The following is a 4714-nucleotide window of genomic DNA, read 5'->3' as shown; positions in this document are numbered from 1 at the left end:
AGACAGCCGCCGCCGGGGCGCGGCCCCGCCCCGCGTGCGCGCGTCCGCACCGGAATTCGGGAGCGGGCACGGATGCGCCGTACGCGTACCCGTGCCCGCTCCCGCGTCCCGGCGCACCCGCGCGTCAGACGCGGTGGCGGACCCAGACGTTGGGCTCGACGTAGACCGCGTAGCCGCGCGTGACCTGGCAGTGGACCGGCACGAGGGCGCCCGGGACCTCGACCGGGCCGTCCGCGTCGAAGGGGAGGCCGGTCCAGGAGCGCCACTGCTCGACGGAGCCGGAGACGGTCATCGAGGCCGCGGCCACCGCCACGATCGTGCCGCCCGCGCGCACGTGGACGCGGAGCCACGGGTCGTGCGGCAGGCCGTCCTCACGGGTGCGGAAGGCGTACTCGTGGATGGAGGTCCCGGCCTCCAGGTGCTTGCCGTTGGGGCGGACCGGGGCGACCAGTTCGGCGAAGCCGCGCCGGCCGACGTTCTCCCGCATGGCGGCGAGCATCCGGTGCGACAGGCCCTTGCCGAGGTGGGCGAGGTCGACGGTGATCTCGATCGCGCTCACGGTGTCGGCCTCCCGGCCGTGCCGCAGGTCGGAGAACGCCCAGTTGAGGACCTCGTCCCAGCCCCGGGCGGGCAGCTCGCGGCGGCCCTCGACGTCGAGCCGGAAGGGCACGCTGAAGCCGCGGGCGACGACCGCGCCTTCGGCGTCGGTGGCGACGAGCACGTACTCCGGGAACTCCCGGACGATCCGGCCCATGTTCGCCCAGCCGACCGGGTCGTACATCATGAACTCGGGCCACAGGTCCTTCATGGACCACATCGCCCCTTCGAGCTCGGGACGTTCGGCGAGGGTCGATATGTTGATGTCCATGCAGGCAGGATAGGGATCGCTGCCCGCTACACCAACCGACTTTCCCGTCGGTTTCACGGGGGATTTCCCGACAGGGTCCGGCTCTACGGGAGTTTCTGCTGCGGGCAGCCGCCGAGGACCCGCTTCATCGCGTCCTGCTCGCCCTTCGTCACCCACACCCCGTACTTCTTCTTCACCGCGACCTGCCGGGCCACGTAGGCGCAGCGGTAGGCCCTGTTCGGCGGCAGCCAGGTCGCCGCGTCGCCGTCGGACTTGCGGCGGTTGGCGGACGCGTCGACGGCGAGGAGGTTGAGCGGGTCGTTGGCGAAGCGGCGCCGGGTCTCCGCGTCCCACTTCTGCGCGCCCTTCTGCCAGGCGTCGGAGAGCGCGACGACGTGGTCGATGTCGACCTTGCTGCGGCCCCGGACGTAGGGGACGTCGGCGCCCGTGTACGGGTCGTCGGCCAGGGTGCCTGAGGCGACCTTGCAGCGGCCGTCCGTGAAGCGGACGCCGGTCAGGTCGCGCTTGAGTATGTCGTCGCGGGTCCCGCAGCCGTTGCCGTCGACGTCCACCCAGGAGCGGCCGAACTTCTCGCGCTCGTAACCGGCCTTCGGGGCGCGGCCCTTGACCGTGAGGTCGTCCACGGCCGCCAGGGCCGTACCGCGCGCGGCGGGATTGCCGGCCGAGCCGTCGCCGGGCCCCGGGGTGCCGGTGCCGGGCGAGCAGCCGGTGGCGACGAGCGCGGCGGCGGCGAGCACCGTGGCGGCCAGGGGCCTTCGATTCGTTCGATACGTCCGCTGTGTGAACACCCCGGAATCCTAGGCCCTGTCCGGAAAGTCCGCCCGGCTCGGCGGGCGGACGGCGCTGCTTTCCGCACAGGACCCGGGCGGTGCCCTGCCGGCGGCTCGGACCTCGCCCAGGGGGCGCCCTGCCGGCGGCTCAGACCTTGCCGATACCCAGGGTGTTCTCGGAGGGCAGCAGGCCGGAGCCGATCGCGGCGAGCCAGGGGCCGCCGAGGAGGTCGGCGAGCCGGGCGGTGGACTCGGGGCCGAGGGCGGCCCAGGGGGCGGCGGCCAGGACGTCCGTCCGGTGCTCGACGTCGGCGCGGAGGGCGCGGCCCGCCCCGGTGACGCCGCCGGCCGGGTCGAGGAGGCCGCGGGCGGTCAGGCGGACGCGGGCGGCCGACCAGTCGGCGGCGGACCAGCCGCGGCTCTCGAAGACGGGCTCCGGGGCGGCGCCGACGGCGGCGAAGGAGACGAGCGCCTCGACCGGGTCGAGTCCGGCGGCGAGGAGGGCGGCGAGGTGTCCGTCGCCGCGGTGCTCCCGCAGGACCGTCGCGGCCTGCCAGAGGACGAGGTGCGGGGCGTCGGGCCAGGGCAGCCCGGCGTTGGCTGCGGCGAGCGGGCGTCCGGCCAGGCCGAGCGGCAGGACGGCCTCCGCGGCGCGGCGGGCGAGCGCGGCGGCCTCGGCGAGCTCGGGGCCCGCGACGGCGTCGTCGCCGAGGACGGCCCGGTAGGTGTGGTCGACGGCCCGCAGCCGGGCGGCGAGGACCTTCGCCGGGGCGGCGGTCTCCCAGACGGCGGGGACGTACCGGGCGATCGTCTCGGGGCTGAAGCTGTAGAAGGCGGAGGCCACCGGGACCGGGCCCGCGGCGCCGAGGGGCGCGGCCCGCCAGGCGAAGTAGGAGGGCCAGCGCTCGGTGGTGTCGTAGCCGAGGGCGGCGGCCTCGTCGAAGGCCTCGGGGGCGTAGTAGAGCAGGGCGTGCAGGGGTTCGAGCAGGTGCCACATCTGGCGTACGCGTCCGGGTTCCACGGCTTCCTCGTTTCCCTCGCTCCAGCGTCTTGTCACTGACTAGATTGCTCCGGCCCCACCGACTTGTCAATGACTAGATGCGGGCTACGCTGCTGCCATGACGAGCCGGAACAGCTACCACCACGGCGACCTGCGGCAGGCCGTCCTCGCCGCCGCCCTCGACGTCATCGCCGCCGAGGGCCCCGGAGCCCTGAGCCTGCGCGACCTCGCCCGCCGCGCCGGGGTCTCCCACGCCGCCCCCGCCCACCACTTCAGGGACCGCACCGGACTCCTCACCGCCATCGCCGCCCAGGGGTACGGACTGCTCGCCGACGCCCTCGCCGACGCACCCGAACTGAGCGAACGCGGCGTGCGGTACGTACGGTTCGCCGTCGACCACCCCGCCCACTTCACCGTCATGTTCCAGCCCGAGCTGCTGCGCGCCGACGACCCCGACCTCCTCGCCGCCAAGGACCGCGCCTCCGCCGAACTCCGCGCGGGCGTCACCGACCTGGAGAACGCCCCCGACACCCGCACCGCCGGCATCGCCGCCTGGTCGCTCGCCCACGGCTTCGCGACCCTGCTCCTCACCCGCAACCTGGACGACCCCGTCGGCGACCGGGACCCGGGAGAGGTCTTCCGCTCCCTCACCGGCTCGATGTTCGGCCCCCCGGTCGCCTGACACCCCCTCACTTCCTTTGTGACGTACGGGAATAGACGGAGTCGATCAAGGCTTGAAACACATGTGCGCCCACCGGCGCCAGCGATCGAATCTCCACGGGGGAAACACCAGATGAGCACCCGCACGACCCTCCGGCACACCGCCGCCGCCCTCCTCGCCGCGACCACCCTCACCCTCCTGCCGACCACCGCGACGGCCGTCACGGACACGACCGCCGGCCGTCACGCGGACGGCGGGTGGCGCGGCGCCTGGGCCGCCTCCCCGCAGACGGCGGCGGAGACCTTCGTCCCCAACTGGTCGCGGCAGGGCTTCGCCGACCAGACGGTCCGCCAGGTCGTACGCGTCACCACGAGCGGCACCCGGAACCGGATCGAGCTGACCAACCGGTACGGCACCACCCCGCTGCGGATCACCGGCGCCACCGTCGCCCGCACCGCCGACGGCAGCGCGGTCGAGCCCGGCACCGTGCGCCGACTGCTCTTCGGCGGCCGGCCGGCCGTGACCATCCCGGCCGGTGGCACCCTCCGCAGCGACGCCGCCCACCTCCCCGTCGAGGCCTTCGAGTCGCTGACCGTCACCCTCTACCTGGCGGGCGAGACCGGCCCCGCCACCTTCCACCAGTTCTCCACCGCCACCAGCTACCGCGCGAACGGCGACCACCGCGCCGACGTCTCCGGCACCGCCTTCGGGGAGAGCACCGACGCCTGGTACTACCTCTCCGGCGTCGAGGTCTCCGGCGGCCGGGAGACCGGACGCCGCAACGGCGTCGTCACCTTCGGCGACTCCATCACCGACGGCGTCGGCTCCACGGCGAACGCGAACAACCGCTACCCCGACGAGCTCGCCGAACGCCTCGCCGCCGCCGGCCGGCCCCGCGCCGTCCTCAACCACGGCATCGGCGGCAACCAGGTCGTCAACGACACCACCTGGGCCGGCGAGAGCGCCCTCCACCGCTTCCGCAAGGACGTCCTCACCGAGCCCGGCGTCCGCACCGTCGTCCTCTTCGAGGGCATCAACGACATCGGCGGCAGTGGCCCCGCCTTCCCCGACCCCACCCCCGAGGTCTCCGTCGACCGGCTGATCACCGGCCACCTCACCCTCGTCCGCGAGGCCCACGCCAAGGGGATCAAGGTCATCGGCGCGACCCTCACCCCGATCGCGGGCTCCTTCTACGACAGCCCGGAGAACGAGGCCAAGCGGATCGCCTTCAACCAGTGGGTCCGCACCTCCGGCGCCTACGACGCCGTCGTCGACTTCGACCGCACCGTCGCCGACCCGGCCCACCCGGACCGCGTCCTCCCCGCCTACGACGCCGGCGACCACATCCACCTGAGCGACGCCGGCTACACCGCCCTGGCCGGCGCCCTCGACCTCGACGAGCTCTGACCGACCCG

5 protein-coding genes are annotated in these 4714 nt (G+C 74.1%); 2 read left to right on the top strand and 3 right to left on the bottom strand.

The features are described from left to right. Positions 1-124: 124 nt before the first annotated feature. The 3 genes from ACFCY7_RS39820 to ACFCY7_RS39810 form a co-directional block, all read right to left on the bottom strand. Positions 125-868 carry an N-acetyltransferase gene (locus ACFCY7_RS39820; protein WP_376490967.1) on the bottom strand — a complete coding sequence of 248 codons (744 nt, stop codon included), beginning with the start codon at positions 866-868 and terminating at the stop codon, positions 125-127. Positions 869-951: 83 nt separating this feature from the next. Beyond that, on the bottom strand, positions 952-1656 hold the full coding sequence (locus ACFCY7_RS39815) for an HNH endonuclease family protein (protein WP_376490966.1): 705 nt from the start codon (positions 1654-1656) through the stop codon (positions 952-954). Positions 1657-1786: 130 nt separating this feature from the next. After that, the gene (locus ACFCY7_RS39810) at positions 1787-2635 is read right to left on the bottom strand and encodes a hypothetical protein (RefSeq protein WP_376490968.1); all 849 of its coding nucleotides are present in this window, start codon (positions 2633-2635) and stop codon (positions 1787-1789) included. 121 nt (positions 2636-2756) lie between these two features. Here ACFCY7_RS39810 and ACFCY7_RS39805 point away from each other — a divergent pair, with 121 nt between their 5' ends. Continuing rightward, a complete protein-coding gene (locus ACFCY7_RS39805; protein ID WP_376490965.1) occupies positions 2757-3320 on the top strand; it encodes a TetR/AcrR family transcriptional regulator in 564 nt (187 codons plus the stop codon). A gap of 111 nt (positions 3321-3431) precedes the next feature. Next, positions 3432-4706, top strand: coding sequence for an SGNH/GDSL hydrolase family protein (locus tag ACFCY7_RS39800; protein WP_376490964.1), 1275 nt, complete (start codon positions 3432-3434; stop codon positions 4704-4706). The last annotated feature ends 8 nt before the right edge of the window (positions 4707-4714 follow it).

The organism is Streptomyces sp. NPDC056361, assembly GCF_042262805.1.
Lineage (GTDB): Bacteria > Actinomycetota > Actinomycetes > Streptomycetales > Streptomycetaceae > Streptomyces.
The sequence above is the reverse complement of the archived record's forward strand: the minus strand, read 5'-3'. Positions and strand labels throughout refer to the sequence as shown.

Coding starts and splice junctions, on each gene's coding strand:
- ACFCY7_RS39820 (WP_376490967.1), bottom strand. CDS start 868: ATGGACATCAACATATCGACCCTCGCCGAACGTCCCGAGCTCGAAGGG.
- ACFCY7_RS39810 (WP_376490968.1), bottom strand. CDS start 2,635: ATGTGGCACCTGCTCGAACCCCTGCACGCCCTGCTCTACTACGCCCCC.
- ACFCY7_RS39805 (WP_376490965.1), top strand. CDS start 2,757: ATGACGAGCCGGAACAGCTACCACCACGGCGACCTGCGGCAGGCCGTC.
- ACFCY7_RS39800 (WP_376490964.1), top strand. CDS start 3,432: ATGAGCACCCGCACGACCCTCCGGCACACCGCCGCCGCCCTCCTCGCC.